Origin of the sequence: Actinophytocola sp. (assembly GCF_035942955.1) — a bacterium.
Classification (GTDB): Bacteria; Actinomycetota; Actinomycetes; order Mycobacteriales; family Pseudonocardiaceae; genus DASYTH01.
Genome location: NZ_DASZCQ010000160.1, coordinates 38,991 through 55,654, shown reverse-complemented (window position 1 = coordinate 55,654; position 16,664 = coordinate 38,991). Strand labels below are relative to the sequence as shown.

Here is a 16,664-nt window from a genome sequence, read left to right as displayed (position 1 = left end):
TGGTAGATCGACGTTTTCTCGTGGGGGTGGCGCAGGAGTGGCCGCCGGACCGCTTGACGGCTACCGCCTGTTGAGCGAACCAACCGACGACGGGTTGTTCGCGGTCGCTCCGGCGATCCGGGACGACGGAACCGAAGTCACCGTGCGAGTCGTCGTGGCCAAGCTGGACCGGACGCAGCTGCGGCGCGTTCGGGACGAGGCCGCGGCACTGGACAATGTGCTCGCCGTCAGCCGCAACCCCTTCGTTCTTCCGCTACTGCACCATGATCGGGATGCCGGCGGCCGCCCGGTTCTGGTCACCGCTCGACGAGGACGGTCGCTCGCCGACGAGCTCGCCGCCCGCGGGCCGCTCCCCGTCGCCGAGGCGCTGCAGGCCGTCCTGGCTGCCGCGAGCGGGCTGGAGTTGTTGCATCGCAACGACACCGTCCATCAGGCGATCAGCCCGGCCGCGCTGCTGCGTCAGCCCACCGGCCACGTCGTGCTGGACTGCCCGCTGCTGCCGGCGCTCGCCGAGATTGCCGCGGCCACCACGGAGGGCACCGGCCACGAGCCACCGGAGCAGCTCGCCGGGCAGGACTGGACGCCGGCCGGCGAGGTCTACGCCTTGGCCTCCACGCTGTGGACCCTGCTCAGCGGCCGGCCACCGTTCTCCGGCAGCCGGGCCGAGCGGGTGCTGTTCGCCGGGCAGAGCCCGGTGGGCCAGTTGCCCGAGGCCGCGGCGAAGTTCACCACCGCGTTGCGGTGGGCGCTGTCCAGCGAACCGGGCTCCCGACCACCGTCGGTGGCCGCTTTCGCCAAGCACCTGCGGGATCCGCAGTCCACAATAGACGTCCGGAGCACCGTGCCCTCGGAGCACCGTGGCGCCGAACTTCCGCGATCGCTGGGCGGCGAGTACGAGCTGCTGGCGAGGATCGGCGAGGGCGGCATGGGCACCGTGTGGCGGGCTCGGCGGCGAGCCGACGGGATGCTCGTGGCCGCCAAGCTGCTGCGTCCGGACCTGGTCACCGATCCCGACAGCCTGATGCGGCTGGTGCGCGAGGCATCGGTGGTGCAGGACCTGGACCACCCGCACCTGGTGCGGGTGCGTGACCTCTACATCGCCAAGGGCAAGGGCGAAGCGGCCGTCATCATGGACCTGGTCGAGGGCACCGACCTGCGGCGGCTGCTGGTGGCCGGGGAGCTCGACCGGGCCGAGGGCCTGCGGCTGCTGTCCGAGGTCGCCTCCGGGCTGACCGCCGTGCACGCGAGCGGCGTCGTCCATCGCGACCTCAAGCCGGCGAACATCCTGGTGTGCGAGCAGAATGGCCGGACTCGGGCACTGCTCACCGATTTCGGTCTGGTGAAGGCGGTCGACGGAGCCCCGGTCACCCAACTCGGCTATCTGCCCGGCTCACCGCCCTACATCGCACCCGAGCTGGTCAACCGGGAGTCGCCGACCCCGGCCAGCGACATCTACGCGCTGGGCATCACCACGTACGAGGTGCTGGCCGGACACCGCCCGTTCGCCGGCAGCACGGAGGACATCCTCCGGCAGCACCAGCTGCGCACGCCGCCCCGCCCGCCGGACCTGCCCGAGGCGGCGTGGTCGTTTCTCGCGGCGTGCCTGGCCAAGGATCCGCGCGGACGCCCCACCGCGCTCGAAGCCTCCGAGGTGCTCAGCGACCTGGCAAGGGAGCTCCTGCTGACGGGACCGGCTCAACCGGTCCCGGTCATCGACGCGGAGAGCACCGTGCGCATCGCCGTGCCGGCGGAACCGCCCTGGCTGAGCTCCCCCGACGTGGCGCCGCAGCCGGTCGACCCGCACGCCACCGTCCACTCCGGAGTGACGCCGACCGAGATCAGCGCCCATCCGCCGCATCCCCGTCCCGCCGAGCCGCCGGACCGCCGGCGGGCCCGGCGGCGCTGGCTGGTGCTGACCGCCATCGCCGGGCTGGTCGCCGCTCTGGGCATCGGCGTGGGAATCTGGGTCGGCCAGCGCGACTCCACCGATCGGATCACCCCGCCCCCCACCACGACCACGCTCCCCGGTACCGACCACAAGGTGCCGGTGCGGATCGACACCGCGGATGGGCGGGTCACGCTGTCCTGGCCGCCCGAATCCCGCGAGCTGCCTGGACTGACCTCGTTCGTCATCCTCCGCAATGGACAGTTGCTCGATTCGGTGCCCAGCGCCATCGTCAGCTTCCCGGACCTCGATCCGCTGCCATCCGCCTGCTACGTCGTGATCGCGCTCGGCGTGACCACTCCCTCCGAACCATCGGCCGGACCGGCCTGCCTGCCGCGCTGAAACCCCAACCAATCCCAAGGAAATCCGTGACCAACCAGCACACCGCGCCCGCCGTGATCCCGGGCGATCCGCAGCAGATGTTCCGCAGCGTGCACGACGCCGTGCTCGCGGAGGTCGAACGTGCCATCCGCGGCAAGACCGCGGCCGTCCGGCTGGCCCTGGCCTGCCTGTTCGCCAACGGCCACCTGCTGATCGAGGACGTGCCCGGCACCGGCAAGACGTCGCTGGCCAAGGCGCTGGCCACCAGCATCGCCGGCAGCTGGCAACGGATCCAGTTCACGCCCGACCTGCTGCCCGGTGACATCACCGGCGTCTCGGTCTGGAATCAGGGCGAGCAGGAGTTCACCTTCCGTCCCGGCCCGGTGTTCGCCAACATCGTGCTGGCCGACGAGATCAACCGGGCCAGTCCGAAGACGCAGTCCGCCCTGCTCGAGGTCATGGAGGAGGGCCAGGTGACGGTGGACGGGCGCGGCCGTCCGGTCCCCACCCCATTTCTCGTCGTCGCCACGCAGAATCCGATCGATCTCGAAGGCACCTACCAGCTCCCCGAGGCGCAGCTGGACCGGTTCCTCATGCGGATCTCGTTGGGCCACCCGAATCTGGACGTCGAAACCGAGATCCTGACCGGCCGCGCGCAGGCCGCCGCGCCCGCCGTGCGGTGCGTCGCCAGCCTCGACCAGATCGCCGCGCTGCAGCACCAGGTGGCCTCGTCGATCTACGCGGCGCCGGAGGTCGTCCGCTACGTGGCGTTGCTGGCGCACGCCACCCGGGAGCACAAGGCCCTGCGGCTGGGCATGAGCACCCGTGGCAGCCTCGCCCTGTTGCGCGCGGCCCAGGCGTTCGCGCTCGGCCTCGGTCGGCACTTCGTCGTGCCGGACGACGTGCGCGCGGTCGCCGCGCCCGTGCTCGCCCACCGGCTCGTGCTCACCGCACAGGCGGAGGTGCACGGCATCAAGACCGGCGACATCCTCGCCGAGATCATGGCCTCGGTCCCGGCCCCGGCGCCGGCGGCGGTCGGCTGATCATGAGCCGCCGGATTCCGCTGACCGGCAGCGGCTGGTGCGTCGTGGCCGCCGCCGTGATCTTGGGGCTGGTCGGTCGGGCCTGGGGGTACCCGGTGCTGGTGACGCTCGGCCTGACCGGCCTTGCCGTCCTCGCACTGGCCGGGGTCACCGTGGTGGTCCGGCCGAGCCTGCGGCTGACCCGAAGCGTGGCGCCGGACCGGATCAGCGTGGGCGAGCCCGCCGCGGGCCGGCTGGTCGTGCGCAACCTGGCCCGGTGGCCGTTGCCCGCCATGGTCGTGGTGGACCGGGTCGATGACCGTCCACATGGGATACAGGTGCCCGTCCTCCGAGCCGGCGGGTCCCGCACCGTGCACTACCCCATCCCCACCGATCGCCGGGGACGGTTGCCCCTGGGACCGTTGAGCGTCGAACGGCAGGATCCGTTCGGCCTGTTCCGCCGCGCGCAGCTGCATCGCGACACGGGCGTGCTCTGGGTGCATCCCCGGGTCCATCCGTCGTATCCCGTACCGGTGGGGACGGTGCCCGACTTCGAAGGCCGGGCCGAGCTGTCGAAGGCCGGCACGACCTGGTTCTCCTCGCTGCGGGAGTACGTCCCCGGCGATGATCCACGCCGGATCCACTGGCGCTCCACCGCCCACACCGGACAACTGATCGTGCGGGAGTCCACGGACACCATGGAGCCGGCGGTCACCATCGTCCTGGACACCCGGTCGTCGGTGCTCGACGCGGCGATGTTCGAACACGCCGTTGAGGTGGCCGCATCGGTGGCGCAGGGCACGGTCGACGGTGGCCGGCCGGCCCGGATCCAGATCCTCGGCGAGGATGTGCCCGCGGTGATCGCCGCCGGCGCGGTGTCGCTCTTGGACAGACTGGCCGCAGCGGTCCGCGAACCGGATGCCGAACCCGTGCACCTGCTGGAAGAGGTGGACCGAGCCGAACCGGGCGGTGCGCTGGTCGTCGTCACCGGAGCGGGCGAGCCGGCCGTGGTCGCCCGGCTGGCCGAACAGCGCCGCCGCTTCGCGCCGGTCGTCGTGATCACGGTCGTGGCCGCGGGCCTGCCGTTGCCGGCGCCGTACCGCCGGCCCGGGATGGTCGTGCTGAGCGGCCGAACCGGCGCCGAGGCGATGGCGGCATGGAACCATTTCGTGCTCGGTGGGGTGGCGGGCTGATGTCAGCGATGCTTGGCGGCCGGGGCATTGCCCTCGTCCGAGTCGTCCTCGCGGCCGGGCTGTCGGCACTGTCCGCCTGGTCATTCCGGGCCACCTTCGGCGACGGCGCGGAACCGCCGCTGCTCCTGGCGATCCTGGCGCCCGTCGCGGTGGCCGCCGGCTGGGGATGCCTTGCGGTGCCGCTCGGCCGGCGTGCCCTTGGCAACGGCCCGGTGGCGCTGGCCGTGCTGTCGGTGGCCATCGCGGTCGCGCTGGCGACCAGGCCGGGTGCGGACGTGCGGCTCGGACCGTCCCGGTTGCTGACCGGGACACTCCCGGTGGATCCATCCGGTCCGGAACTGGCAACCATTTCGACCATCGCCGGCTTCACCGCGCTGATCGCCGTCCGGCTGGCGCTGGGCCCGCGGAATGCCTGGCTGCCGCTGCTCCCCCCGCTGTGCTGCCTGCTGCTCGGTCTCGGGCTGAGCGCGACCGTCGGCGCACCGGCCGCATGGTACGGGCCGGTCTTCGCCGTCGTCGCCATGGCGGTCGTGCTGGCCGGCCGGGAAGCCGCGCTCGCGGGAGCACTCGGGAAAGGGCGACTGGTGACCGGCGCCGCGGTCGTGCTCATCGCGACCGCGTCCGGACTCGTGCTGGGGCCACTCGTCGCCGCCGACCGTCCCCCGACCAGCCTGCAGGCTCTGGTCGATGCGCCCGTGCTGCCCAAAGAGGACACGAATCCGATGGCGCGCTACCTCGCGCTGCGGGACAACCTCCTGCCATTGGAGATCGCCGGCACCGCGAGCGAGCGGCTCGAGCTCATCCGCATGGTGACGCTCGACCGGTTCGACGGCCAGACCTGGACGATCGGAGCCAGCTACCGGCGGGCCGGTACCCGGCTGTCCACTCCCGACTCCGCGGTCCCGACCCGGGACGTCTCACTCGACCTGCAAGTGCTGACGCCCGACAGCGTCGGATGGCTACCCCGCGTTGGCCGGCCGACCCAGATCAGCGTGGCGGACCTCGGATTCGACGCCACCAGCGGTGATGTCGTGGTGCCCGCCGACCGGAACACTCCCGCCGCCTACCGCATCACCGGCCGCGAGCCCATCCTCGAGGCGAACGACGTCGGCATCGACGACCCGGCCACCAGCGAAGCAAGCCGCCTGCCGCTGCCGCCCGAGGTGCTCGCGTTCGTCGACACCGCGACAGCCGGACGTTCCGCCGGTCTGGGTCAGTTGCTCGGCCTGTACCAGGCCATGACGAGCACCAGCGGCTTCAGCTACGACAACTCCCCGCAGGCCCGCGGCGGCCACGGGGTACGCCAGATCACCGACCTGGTGAACACCAAACGAGGCACCAGCGAGCAGTACGCCTCGATGTTCGCGCTGCTGAGTCGCCATCTAGGCTGGGACGCGCGCGTCGTCCTCGGATTCCGCCCGACCTGGGACGGAGACCGCCTACACATCCGTGGCGCGAACGTGTTCGCCTGGGCCGAGGTACGGTTCCAACGGCTGGGCTGGATTCCGGTCAACCCGAGCCCGACCCAATCCATTGATGGGCAAGGCAAGACCGTCCAGCAACCCACACCGGCCGACGCCCTCGACGACATACCATCGCCCGACCAGCAGGTTCCCGAGGAACCACCCGATGCCACCGCCGACGCCCAGGGCGATCTCTCTTCCCAGCCAGCCAACTCCATGTCCGGCTTGGCGACCCTCGCCACGATCGTCGCCATCGCGCTGGTCCTGTGCCTCGGGCTGATTCCGCTCGTCCGGATCGTGCGGCGACGACGGGCCCGTAACAACGGAACCCCGCGCCGCCGCACCATCGCGGCCTGGCGCGACACGATAGACGCTCTGCGTTGGGCCGGAATCCCCGTCGGCCCCCGGTCGACCACCGGCCAGGTGATCGGGGTCGTCCACGGTCCGCTGCAACCCTTTCTGCGGCCACTGGCCGAGATCGTGGACCGGGCTGCCTACTCCCCGGAAGGAATCCTCGACCACGCCGCGGAACTCGCCTGGCAATGCAACGACGCCATTCGCACCGAACTGCACAAGGGCATGAGTTTCGGCCGCCGCCTAAGCCGCCTCCTCGACCCGCGAACCCTGCTGCCAACCCGGACAATGCGCGAGTACCAAACGACTCCCTGATAATGGGATCCTCATCACTCCGGCTCGTCCGGCGCTGCGTCGGCAACCGCCGCACCATGGTGTCCATTCGTGGGATTCCCAGCACGGGTTGTCAACGTTCTCAGCCTCATGGCCGGCCTACATCAATGCTCACCTCGTGGTCGACAGCGGCAAGAACATCCACCGGGTGCCGGGCCGCCGCACAAGCAAACGCCCCGGGATTCTCGTGCGTGTGCCGAGCCGGTCGGAGGACATGTGGTTGCGGCGAAAAGCCTCAGCCGGCGCCCGGCCCGCTGTTCCCTCAGTCGATCGCGGTTCCGAGGACATCGCTGAGCAGCTCGGCAACACCAGGGCGGTGGCCGAGAAGCACTACATCGCACCGCCACGACGACCGAAACAGGCGCCGAGGTACTGGAGATGATCAAACCCCGACCGCGGGAGACGAGTTTCGACGGCAAATCGACGGTCGCGGGCAAGACGGGGCACGAACGGCGGATCCCAAAGGCGCCCACGACCTGCGAAACAGTCGGCCTTCTTATTGCTTGTTCCAACCGCTCCGACCTCCTGCATGAGCTGGGCGAAGCGCTCCGAGGACTTGAACGCGCCAGCGGCGATGAGCAGCCATCGGTACGTAGCGTGCGCTCACCGGAGCGTCGGAGCCAGGCACTGGCCCACCGGCTGAGCGACGCTGAGCAACGCCACGGGAGCGGGTCTGGGCAAGGCGGTAGGGGGTGTGCCGATCTCGATGATGTTGCCGCCGTAGGTGAGCCGGTCGACGATGGCCCGCGCACAAGTGTGGATCGGTGAAGGTCTTGGTCCATCCGCCAGAAGGATTCGTTGGAGGCGATCGCGAAGCTGTGGCGTTCTTCGCGCTCGGTCAGGATCTGGAAGAGGCCGTATCAAGCCGGGAGGCTGACTTGTCGGTGCTCGGACCTAGTATGCGGAGCATGACCCGGTATGTCGACGAGGATCTGTCCGGTGTGGAGTTCCGCGAGTGCGATCTGACCGGGGCACGCCTGATCGGCGTCGTCATGCAGGATGCCGTGATCGACGGGCTCATCACCAATCTCGTGGTGAACGGTGTCGAGGTCACCGAGTACGTCGAGGCGGAGCTCGACCGGCGTCATCCGGTGCGGGTGCTGATCCGCTCCGAGGACCCTGCCGATCTGCGCGAGGCAGCGCGTCAGCTCCATGCCGGCTGGGCCGCCACGATCGAGCGAATCCGCCGTACGCCCGGCATCGAGCGCCGCAGCGTGAACGACGAGTGGTCGGCGGTGCAGACGATGCGCCACCTGGTCTTCGTCCACGACTCGTGGTTCCGCCGCTGCTGCCTGGGCTCGACGGAGCTGTTCACGCCGATGGGCATCGGGACGACCGTCGAGCCCTACCGTGGAGCGCACGGGCTTGACCTCTCGCTCGATCCGGCCCTCGACGAGATCATCAGCGTGCGTGACGCACAGGCCGCCGAGCTCGAGGCCTGGCTCGACGAGGTCACCGCTGTGCAGCTCGCAGCGCCAGCGCCGGTGCCCGACGACGATGTCTGGCCGCCGTACGCCCGGGGCCGCTCGGTGCGGCAGTGCGTCGCCACGGTGCTCAACGAGACCTTCGAGCACCACCGCTTCTGCGTCCGCGACCTCGACCTGATCGAGGCACGGGGCCCTGAGTAGGGCCGGCTACGGACTGGAGCATCGTGCGGATGCGGGCATCGCTGATGCGTCTGCGCGGTGCCGAGCTGCTGGGCCCGAAGCTGGACACGGTACTTCTCGAGCATCCAGCGAGCCTGACCTGGGGCGGCGCTATCGTTGCGCGGTGAAGGCTGCGGTGCATACCAGGTACGGGCCGCCGGAGGTCGTGCGGATTCGGGAGGTGGACCGGCCGGCGGTGGGGGACCGGGACGTGCTCGTCCGGGTGTACGCGACGACGGTGAACCGGACGGACTGCGCCTACCGGGCGGCCAGGCCCTTCTTCATGCGACTACTGACCGGCCTCACCCGACCCCGGCGGACGATCATGGGGACCGAGTTCGCCGGTGTGGTCGAGGCGGTTGGCCGCGATGTCACGTCGTTCGCGGTCGGCGAGCGGGTGTTCGGGTACAACGAGGGAGCGTTCGGCGCGCACGCCGAGTACCTTTCGGTGCCGCAGGACGGTTCGATCGCGACCGTGCCGGAGGGGGTCACCTTCGAGCAGATCGCGCCCGCGACCGAGGGTGCGCACTACGCGCTCGCGTGCATCAGGCACGCGGGAACCCGGGCCGGGCACGACGTCCTCGTCTACGGCGCGACCGGTGGGATCGGTTCGGCGGCCGTGCAGTTGTTGAAGAGTCTCGACGTCACCGTGACCGCGGTGTGTGCCACCGAGAACCTGGCGCTGGTGCGGGGGTTGGGCGCCGACCGGGTCGTCGACTACACCGCCGGGGACTTCACCGCCGACGAGCAGACCTACGACGCGGTGTACGACGCGGTGGGCAAGAGCACGTTCGGCCGCTGCAAACGGCTGCTCAAGCCCGGCGGGGTGTACGTGTCCGCTGAGCTGGGTCCCTGGGCCCAGAACCCGATGCTGGCATTGGTCACCCCGCTGCTGCGCGGTAGGAAGGTCAAGTTCCCGTTCCCGCGGAACGACCAGGCCATCGTGCGCCACCTGCGGGAGCTGATCGAGTCCGGGAAGTTCAAGCCGGTCATCGACCGGCGGTACCCGCTGGACCGGATCGTCGACGCCTACCGGTACGTCGAGACCGGACAGAAGATCGGCAACGTCGTGATCACCGTCGCGCCGGAAAGCCCGGGGAGCCCGAAGAGCTAGGTGCTGGCCGGGCGGGCGGCCGTCGGGAGCGCGGCGAGCTGGTGGAGGTGCGCCGCCTGGAGGTCGGCGATGCGGTCCATCAGTGCGCGATCGGCGGCGATGGTCGTGTCCAGCTCGCGGCGCCGCTCGACGACGCCCTGAGGTAGACCGGGTAGCGCTCCCGTCAACCCTCCAGGTGGGGCCAATCAAACCGTCAGGTGCGGCCAAATCAAGCCGCTAAGCCAGCCATCCCCACAGACACAGGCAGAACCGCTTACCTCAAGCCGATCTTGCTGAGCTCACCTCAATGTACTGGTTATCCGGCCCACTGCGACTCGACTTCCGCCAGCGCGGCTCTGTCTGTTCCATTGTGCTCGCCTTCTTTCATGCCCATCCTCTGATGAAGTCCATGCTGTCGTGCTCGGACATGGCCTGATTTCTCAGCACGGCGAACCGTTCCGTCAGCGTGCCTACCGCCACCGGATCGTCAACCAACCGGTCCGCCAGCGGCATACTCCAGATAGCCAGCGGGCAGGCTGATCTGTCAGGTGTTGGCCCCGGCCCTTGCGGGACGGGGTTGGAGTCACGACGTGATGGTGGGCGCAGCAGGACTTGAACCTGCGACCGCTCGGGTGTAAACCGAGTGCTCTTCCGCTGAGCTATGCGCCCCGGGGGTCAGGGGGTGAGGGAGGCGATGGCGTTCTTCCAGGATTGTTGGTTGCGGGGTTCGCCGGGTGAGGTGGCTTCGGAGTAGCGGACGGTGCCGGTGGTGTCGATCAGGAAGGTGCCGCGCACGGCCAGGCCGGCTTTGTCGTTGAAGACGCCGTAGGTCTTGGCGACGGCGCCGTGCGGCCAGAAGTCGGAGAGCAGCGGGAACTTGTAGCCCTCCTGGTCGGCCCAGGCCTTCAGGGCGAACGGCGAGTCGACCGAGATGCCGAGGACCTGGACGTTGCGGGACGTGTAGTCGGCGAGCTCGTCGCGCACCTGGCAGAGCTCGCCGGTGCAGATGCGGCTGAAGGCGAAGGGGTAGAAGACGAGCAGCACGTTCTGCGCGCCCTGGAACGAGGACAGCGTGACGGGCTGCTTGTTGTAGTCGTTGAGGGTGAAGTCCGGTGCCTTCGTTCCGACCTCGACCGCCATGGCCACGATCCTCCCGCGGTGTCCGCCCCGATTGTCGACCAAACCCAGCCTAGGGCACGGCGCACGACGCGAGTGTGCTCAGCGCCTCGACTTGGCCGACTTGGGAGAGACCAGCCGGGTCGCCGTCCAGTCGTCGCTGATGCTCGTGGTGGAGGTCTGCGCCAGGCCGGCGGTGGGCACGGCCTCGGCGATCTCGCTCGGTTCGACGTGGCCCGGCCGCCCGGTCTTCGGTGTGAGCACCCAGATCACACCGTTCTCCGCCAGCGGGCTGATCGCATCCATCAGGGCGTCCACCAGGTCGCCGTCGTCCTCGCGCCACCAGAGGAGCACGACGTCGACGACCTCGTCGGTGTCCTCGTCGAGGAGGTCACCGCCGATCTTCTCCTCGATCGCGGCGCGCACGTCGTCGTCGACGTCCTCGTCCCAACCGATCTCCTGGACCACCATGTTCGGTTCGATCCCGAGCCTTTCGGCGACACCGATCTTGCCGGCGTCTTCCGCGGCGACCACGGTCTGCTCCTCCATCTGCGCATTGCGAAACAAGGTCTGGCGACAGCGAACACTGGCACAGCCCACCTGCGCAACCGTCCATACGCCGACACGCCGGAACTCGTGACCTACTCGCCGGAACGAGCGCTACTGGCCGGTAGGGATGACGCCCGGACCGATCAAGACGACGATGGAGAGAGACCACGTTGGCATGTCAGGCCGGAGCAGTAGCGTGGTTGTCAACACCGGAGGCAATGGAGATCCCTTTGGCTACCAACAGCAGTGCGAGCGGCGTCGGCAAACCGGAGCGGGTCCGGGTTATCCGCGACGGGCTGGCGGCCTACCTCCCGGACATCGATCCCGAGGAGACGGCCGAGTGGCTGGAGTCCTTCGACGGCGTGCTCGCCAGCGGCGGGCAGCAGCGCGCCAGGTACCTCATGCTCCGGCTGCTCGAGCGGGCCCGGGAGAGCCGGGTCGGCGTACCGGCGCTGACCAGCACGGACTACGTCAACACGATCCCGACCGACAGGGAGCCGTGGTTCCCCGGCGACGAGGAGGTGGAGCGCCGCTACCGGGCGTGGATCCGGTGGAACGCGGCCATGACCGTGCACCGCGCGCAGCGCCCCGGCGTCGGCGTCGGCGGGCACATCTCCACCTACGCCTCCTCCGCCACGCTCTACGAGGTCGGCTTCAACTGGTTCTTCCGCGGCAAGGACCACCCGGGCGGCGGCGACCAGATCTACATCCAGGGGCACGCCTCCCCCGGCATCTACGCTCGCGCCTTCCTTGAGGGCCGGCTGTCCACCGATCAGCTCGACGGGTTCCGCCAGGAGCTGTCGCACGCCGGCCCTGGTGGCGGGCTGCCGTCCTACCCGCATCCCCGGCTGATGCCGGACTTCTGGGAGTTCCCCACCGTGTCGATGGGGCTCGGTCCGATGAACGCGATCTTCCAGGCGCGGTTCAACCGGTACCTGCACGACCGGGGCATCAGGGACACCTCCGACCAGCGCGTCTGGGCCTTCCTCGGCGACGGCGAGATGGACGAGCCGGAGTCCCGCGGGCTGATCCAGGTCGCGGCCAACGAGGACCTGGACAACCTCACGTTCGTGATCAACTGCAACCTGCAGCGGCTCGACGGGCCGGTCCGCGGGAACGGGAAGATCATCCAGGAGCTGGAGTCGTTCTTCCGGGGCGCCGGCTGGAACGTGATCAAGGTGATCTGGGGCCGGGAGTGGGACGCGCTGCTGCACGCCGACCGGGACGGCGCGCTGATCAACCTGATGAACACCACCCCGGACGGCGACTACCAGACCTACAAGGCCAACGACGGCGCGTTCGTCCGCGAGCACTTCTTCGGGCGGGACCCCCGCACCAAGGAGCTGGTCGCGAACATGACCGACCAGGACATCTGGAACCTCAAGCGGGGCGGCCACGACTACCGCAAGGTGTACGCGGCCTACCAGGCGGCCACCGAGCACCACGGCCAGCCGACGGTGATCCTCGCCAAGACCATCAAGGGCTACGGGCTCGGGCCGCACTTCGAGGCGCGCAACGCCACCCACCAGATGAAGAAGATGGCGCTGGACGACCTGAAGCTGTTCCGGGACACGCTGCGCATCCCGATCTCCGACGCCGACCTCGAGCGCGACCCGTACCTGCCGCCGTACTACCACCCGGGCCCGGACGCGCCGGAGATCCAGTACCTGCTGGAGCGGCGCCGCCAGCTCGGCGGGTTCGTGCCGGAGCGCAGGGGCAAGTCCAAGGCGCTGGTGCTGCCCGGCGACAAGGTCTACGACGTGATCCGGCGCGGCTCGGGCAAGCAGGAGGTCGCCACCACGATGGCGTTCGTCCGGCTGGTCCGGGACCTGGCCAAGGACCCGGAGGTCGGCCCGCGGCTGGTGCCGATCATCCCGGACGAGGCGCGCACGTTCGGCATGGACTCCATGTTCCCGACCCAGAAGATCTACAACCCGCTCGGCCAGCTGTACACGTCGGTCGACGCGTCGCTGATGCTGTCCTACAAGGAGAGCGAGCAGGGCCAGATCCTGCACGAGGGGATCAACGAGGCCGGCTCCACGGCGTCGTTCATCGCGGCCGGCAGCGCGTACGCCACGCACGGCGAGCCGATGATCCCGATCTACATCTTCTACTCGATGTTCGGCTTCCAGCGCACCGGCGACGAGCTGTGGGCCGCCGCCGACCAGCAGGCCCGCGGGTTCCTGCTGGGCGCCACCGCCGGGCGGACCACGCTGACCGGCGAGGGGCTGCAGCACAACGACGGCCACTCGCTGCTGCTGGCGGCGTCCAACCCGGCGGTCGTGTCCTACGATCCCGCGTGGTCGTTCGAGATCGCGCACATCGTGCGGGACGGGCTGCGCCGGATGTACGGCGAGCAGGCCGAGGACATCTTCTACTACCTGACCGTCTACAACGAACCGTACGTCCAGCCGGCCGAGCCGGAGAACCTCGACGTGGAAGGGTTGCTGCGCGGGCTCTACCGGTACCGGCCGGCCGCCGACGGCGACGGGCCGCGGGCGCAGATCCTGGTGTCCGGCGTGACCATGCCGTCGGCGCTGAAGGCCCAGGAGCTGCTGGCCGGCGAGTGGGGCGTGCGGGCCGACGTGTGGTCCGCCACGTCGTGGTCGGAGCTGCGCCGGGACGCCGTCGAGGTGGACCGGCACAACCTGCTGCACCCCGAGGCCGAGCCCCGGGTGCCGTACGTGACCAGGACGCTGGCCGGAGCGTCCGGCCCGGTGATCGCGGTGTCGGACTGGATGCGTGCGGTGCCCGACCTGATCCGGCCGTGGGTGCCCACCGACATGGTCACGCTCGGCACCGACGGGTTCGGCTTCTCCGACACCCGCCCGGCGGCCCGGCGGCACTTCCTCGTCGACGCCGAGTCGATCACGGTCGGCACGCTGGCCGCGCTGGCCCGGCGGGGCGAGGTGGACCGGTCGGCGGTGGTGGACGCGGCCCGCCGGTACCGCATCGACGACGTGTCCGCCGCGGGTCCGCAGACCTCCGACCCCGGCGTCGCCTGACCCGCCGCCGCGGTGACCGAGCTTCCGCTGCCCGGTGGCTTCGTCAGCGACGTGGTCCGGGTCGGTGACACGGTGCGCCGCCGGCCGGGGCACCGCGCCGAGTTCGTCCACCGGTTGCTGCGGCATTTCGAGCGGCACGGATGGCCGGGCGCCCCGCGACTGCTCGGTGTGGACGCTCACGGCCGCGAGGTCCTGTCGTTCGTGGACGGCTACGTCGCCTGGCGGTCACCGACGGACGGGGTCTGCTCGACCAGGAGCCTGGTCACCGTCGCCCGGCTGGTCCGCCAGTTCCACGACCTGACGGCCGGGACCTCGCTGGCCGCGCCGCACGAGGTGGTGTGCCACAACGACCTGTCGCCCAAGAACACGGTGTACCGGGACGACGGCGGCCGGGGCCTGATCCCCGTCGCCTTCATCGACTGGGACATCGCCGCGCCCGGCGACCGCGTGCACGACGTGGCGCACATGTGCTGGACCTATCTCGACCTCGGCCCGTCCGTGACCGACCTCGGCGCGACCGTGAGCCGGTTGCGCGCGATGTGCGACGCCTACGGCCCGTTCGACCGGGCCCATCTGGTGGACACCATCCTGTGGTGGCAGGACCGCTGCTGGCGCGGCATCGAGGCCGGCGCGGCCAACGGCGACCCGGCAATGGCGCACCTGCGCGACTCCGGCGCGTCCGCCGCCGTGCACGCCGCCTACGACTGGGTCGCCGCACACCGCGCCCTGCTGCAGGGAGCCCTGTGAGGCAGGCGGAGGCGGCCCTCATCGCCGGGGAAGGCCACCTCCGCTCCCCCGACCCCGGCGGGCGCACAGCCGCCGCAGTCGCTGAATGAACCGTCGACCGCGATTCTTTGGCGGACACCATCCTGTGGTGGCAGGACCGCTGCTGGCGGAATCGAGGCTGGCGCACGCACGCGCCGGCTACGACTGGGTGGCCGCACACCGCGCCCTGCTGCAGGGAGCCCTGTAGGGCAGGCGAAGGCGGCCGCCATCGCAGGGAAGGCCACCTTCGCTCCCCGACCCCGATGCGGGTGCAGCGCAGTCGCAATTGCTGGGGCGTGCCGCCGCCGCGCGCAGCGCGCGGCGGCGCGCTTCAGCTTGGCGAGCTTCTCTCCGGCGCCCCGGGTGGCTCTGCGCCTCCTTGTCCACACTGGACACTCCGCCGAATGCCGGCCGGAACCCGGGGCCGGGCAAGGCGACATGCCACGATCGGGGGACGTGGGTGGCACGGTGATCAATATCCGTCCATAGTGGAGGAACCGGTGGGGACCGGGGAGATGGGCCGCCTGGCATCGAGCGCACCGAGTTCGCCAGGCGGCCTGTTCGGTCTCGACCGGGATGGGCCGCCTACGCTGGCCTTATGAGCGGTTCCGCGGGTGGGCTGTCGGCCGAGACGTTCGGGGCGCTCGATCATGCGTCCGGCAAGCTCGCCTCCGCCGCGGTGGCCGCCATGGACGAGCAGTTTCCGTGGTTCTCCCGGATGCCGGCCGATCAGCGGGCCAGCGTGCTGTTCATCGCGCAGACCGGGGTGGCCGGGTTCACCGCGTGGCTGCGCGATCAGCGTCAGGCGTTGAAGCTGACCGCGGACGCGTTCCGGGGGGCGGACGCCCAGGATCTGTCGCGGTGGATCAGCCTGCGGCAGACCGTGGAGCTGGTCCGGGTGGCGCTGGAGGTGTTCGAGCGCCAGGTGCCCGACCTGGCCGCGGACGAGACCGAGCGGCAGATCCTGTCCGAGGCGGTGCTGCGCTACGGCCGGGAGGTGGCGTTCACCTCGGCCATGTCCTACGCGAGCGCGGCCGAGGCGCGCGGCGCGTGGGACGCCCGGCTGGAGGCCTCGGTGGTCGACGGGATCGTGCGCGGCGACGCCGAGGAGTCGCTGCTGTCCCGGGCGGCCGCGCTGGGCTGGGAGATGGAGGCGGCGGCCACGGTGCTGGTCGGCAACCCGCCGTCGGACGACCCGCCGACGGTGATCTACGAGGTGCGCAGCCGGGCGGCCAGGGTGGGTCGGCCGGTGCTGCTCGGCGTGCAGGGCGCCCGGCTGGTGGTGCTGCTCGCCGGCCCGACCGAGCTGCCGGCCGACGCCAAGGTGCTGGCGAAGATGGGCAACTCGTTCGGCGGCGGGCCGGTGGTGGCCGGCCCGACCGTGTCGAGCATCGCCGACGCGCACCGCAGCGCGGCCGACGCGCTGTCCGGCCTGCGGGCCGTGGTGGCCTGGCCGGCGGCCCCGCGCCCGGTGCGCTCGACCGACCTGCTGCCCGAGCGGGCGCTTGCCGGCGACCCGGAGGCGGAGCGTCAGCTCATCGAGCGCGTCGCCAAACCCCTCGAGCAGGCCGGGGGCGGGCTGCTGGAGACCGTCGAGGCTTACCTTGAGACCGGCGGCGTGCTGGAGAGCTGCGCCCGCACCCTGTTCGTCCACCCGAACACGGTCCGCTACCGGTTGCGCAAGGCCGCGGAGCTGACCGGCTGCAACGCCAGCCAGCCCCGCGACGCGCTGGTGCTCCGCGTGGCGCTGGCGGTCGGGCGGCTGTCGCGGTCCCGCGGGATCTGGTAGCCAGGGGTACGCAGTGAACAACGTTTCTTGGTAAAGAAGGTTCATGCGACGGTAACCTTTGTAGGATACC

13 protein-coding genes and 1 tRNA gene are annotated in these 16,664 nt (G+C 70.4%); 9 read left to right on the top strand and 5 right to left on the bottom strand.

The window, feature by feature from the left end; genetic code table 11:
- Positions 1 to 37 precede the first annotated feature (37 nt).
- The 6 genes from VGX25_RS16195 (at position 38) to VGX25_RS16170 (ending at position 9,391) form a co-directional block, all read left to right on the top strand.
- On the top strand, positions 38 to 2,287 hold the full coding sequence (locus VGX25_RS16195; RefSeq protein WP_326918613.1) for a serine/threonine-protein kinase: 2,250 nt from the start codon (positions 38 to 40) through the stop codon (positions 2,285 to 2,287).
- A gap of 77 nt (positions 2,288 to 2,364) precedes the next feature.
- The gene (locus VGX25_RS16190; protein ID WP_326918649.1) at positions 2,365 to 3,309 is read left to right on the top strand and encodes a MoxR family ATPase; all 945 of its coding nucleotides are present in this window, start codon (positions 2,365 to 2,367) and stop codon (positions 3,307 to 3,309) included.
- 2 nt (positions 3,310 to 3,311) lie between these two features.
- Entirely contained in the window at positions 3,312 to 4,481 is a 1,170-nt protein-coding gene (locus VGX25_RS16185) for a DUF58 domain-containing protein (RefSeq protein ID WP_326918612.1), read from the top strand.
- Positions 4,482 to 4,798: 317 nt separating this feature from the next.
- Positions 4,799 to 6,613 carry a DUF3488 and transglutaminase-like domain-containing protein gene (locus VGX25_RS16180; protein WP_326918611.1) on the top strand — a complete coding sequence of 605 codons (1,815 nt, stop codon included), beginning with the start codon at positions 4,799 to 4,801 and terminating at the stop codon, positions 6,611 to 6,613.
- Between the two features lie 836 nt (positions 6,614 to 7,449).
- On the top strand, positions 7,450 to 8,259 hold the full coding sequence (locus VGX25_RS16175) for a DinB family protein (RefSeq protein ID WP_326918610.1): 810 nt from the start codon (positions 7,450 to 7,452) through the stop codon (positions 8,257 to 8,259).
- 142 nt (positions 8,260 to 8,401) lie between these two features.
- Positions 8,402 to 9,391: an NAD(P)-dependent alcohol dehydrogenase gene (locus VGX25_RS16170; protein ID WP_326918609.1), complete on the top strand. Its 990-nt coding sequence runs from the start codon at positions 8,402 to 8,404 to the stop codon at positions 9,389 to 9,391.
- On the opposite strand, the gene VGX25_RS16165 is transcribed toward VGX25_RS16170, so the two are convergent.
- The 5 genes from VGX25_RS16165 to VGX25_RS16145 form a co-directional block, all read right to left on the bottom strand.
- Complete coding sequence (locus tag VGX25_RS16165; RefSeq protein WP_326918608.1) at positions 9,388 to 9,558, bottom strand: hypothetical protein; 171 nt, start codon at positions 9,556 to 9,558, stop codon at positions 9,388 to 9,390. The genes VGX25_RS16170 and VGX25_RS16165 overlap by 4 nt on opposite strands.
- A gap of 196 nt (positions 9,559 to 9,754) precedes the next feature.
- Complete coding sequence (locus tag VGX25_RS16160) at positions 9,755 to 9,883, bottom strand: hypothetical protein (protein ID WP_326918607.1); 129 nt, start codon at positions 9,881 to 9,883, stop codon at positions 9,755 to 9,757.
- Between the two features lie 81 nt (positions 9,884 to 9,964).
- Positions 9,965 to 10,039 (bottom strand) — tRNA-Val (locus VGX25_RS16155).
- A gap of 6 nt (positions 10,040 to 10,045) precedes the next feature.
- Entirely contained in the window at positions 10,046 to 10,510 is a 465-nt protein-coding gene (locus VGX25_RS16150) for a peroxiredoxin (protein ID WP_326918606.1), read from the bottom strand.
- Positions 10,511 to 10,588: 78 nt separating this feature from the next.
- Positions 10,589 to 11,020 carry a DUF3052 domain-containing protein gene (locus VGX25_RS16145; RefSeq protein WP_326918648.1) on the bottom strand — a complete coding sequence of 144 codons (432 nt, stop codon included), beginning with the start codon at positions 11,018 to 11,020 and terminating at the stop codon, positions 10,589 to 10,591.
- A gap of 245 nt (positions 11,021 to 11,265) precedes the next feature.
- Here VGX25_RS16145 and aceE point away from each other — a divergent pair, with 245 nt between their 5' ends.
- The 3 genes from aceE (at position 11,266) to VGX25_RS16130 (ending at position 16,594) form a co-directional block, all read left to right on the top strand.
- Positions 11,266 to 14,040, top strand: coding sequence for a pyruvate dehydrogenase (acetyl-transferring), homodimeric type (aceE, locus tag VGX25_RS16140; RefSeq protein WP_326918605.1), 2,775 nt, complete (start codon positions 11,266 to 11,268; stop codon positions 14,038 to 14,040).
- Between the two features lie 12 nt (positions 14,041 to 14,052).
- On the top strand, positions 14,053 to 14,787 hold the full coding sequence (locus tag VGX25_RS16135; protein ID WP_326918604.1) for a phosphotransferase: 735 nt from the start codon (positions 14,053 to 14,055) through the stop codon (positions 14,785 to 14,787).
- A 616-nt stretch (positions 14,788 to 15,403) separates the two neighbouring features.
- On the top strand, positions 15,404 to 16,594 hold the full coding sequence (locus tag VGX25_RS16130; protein ID WP_326918603.1) for a PucR family transcriptional regulator: 1,191 nt from the start codon (positions 15,404 to 15,406) through the stop codon (positions 16,592 to 16,594).
- Positions 16,595 to 16,664: the final 70 nt, after the last annotated feature.

Coding starts and splice junctions, on each gene's coding strand:
- VGX25_RS16185 (WP_326918612.1), top strand. CDS start 3,312: ATGAGCCGCCGGATTCCGCTGACCGGCAGCGGCTGGTGCGTCGTGGCC.
- VGX25_RS16160 (WP_326918607.1), bottom strand. CDS start 9,883: ATGCCGCTGGCGGACCGGTTGGTTGACGATCCGGTGGCGGTAGGCACG.
- VGX25_RS16130 (WP_326918603.1), top strand. CDS start 15,404: ATGAGCGGTTCCGCGGGTGGGCTGTCGGCCGAGACGTTCGGGGCGCTC.
- VGX25_RS16150 (WP_326918606.1), bottom strand. CDS start 10,510: ATGGCGGTCGAGGTCGGAACGAAGGCACCGGACTTCACCCTCAACGAC.
- VGX25_RS16190 (WP_326918649.1), top strand. CDS start 2,365: ATGTTCCGCAGCGTGCACGACGCCGTGCTCGCGGAGGTCGAACGTGCC.